This is a genomic window from Escherichia sp. AM3 (genome assembly GCF_032029835.1).
In the GTDB taxonomy this organism is placed as follows: domain Bacteria; phylum Pseudomonadota; class Gammaproteobacteria; order Enterobacterales; family Enterobacteriaceae; genus Escherichia; species Escherichia coli.
The window spans coordinates 1-260 of record NZ_JAVUPQ010001074.1 but is presented as its reverse complement, the minus strand read 5'-3'; the positions used below and the strand labels follow the sequence as shown (position 1 = coordinate 260).

Here is a 260-nt window from a genome sequence, read left to right as displayed (position 1 = left end):
CATATGATGGTATACTAAAATCACTGGTTAGGAGTGGGTCCTTTCCAGAATCCAGAAGCCCAAACGGGCGGGAGTAAACATGAAAGTTTTTGCTATTGAGTTTAATGCAGTAAATGCTCTGAAAGAAGAAATCACCTGCACTTCACTTATCAAATCTGAATCTATTTTTCTCGCTATCCACGCTTTTGAAGAACAAAATCGCGGTAAGGGTTATATCGTTACTTCCGTACGTGAAGAAAATACCCATGAATTAAGCGCGA

At 39.6% G+C, this 260-nt stretch carries 1 pseudogene; it reads left to right on the top strand.

The annotated features are described in order from the left end of the window. Positions 1-79: 79 nt before the first annotated feature. Positions 80-260 (top strand): annotated as a pseudogene (locus tag RTW80_RS29765) (hypothetical protein); the annotation flags it as partial.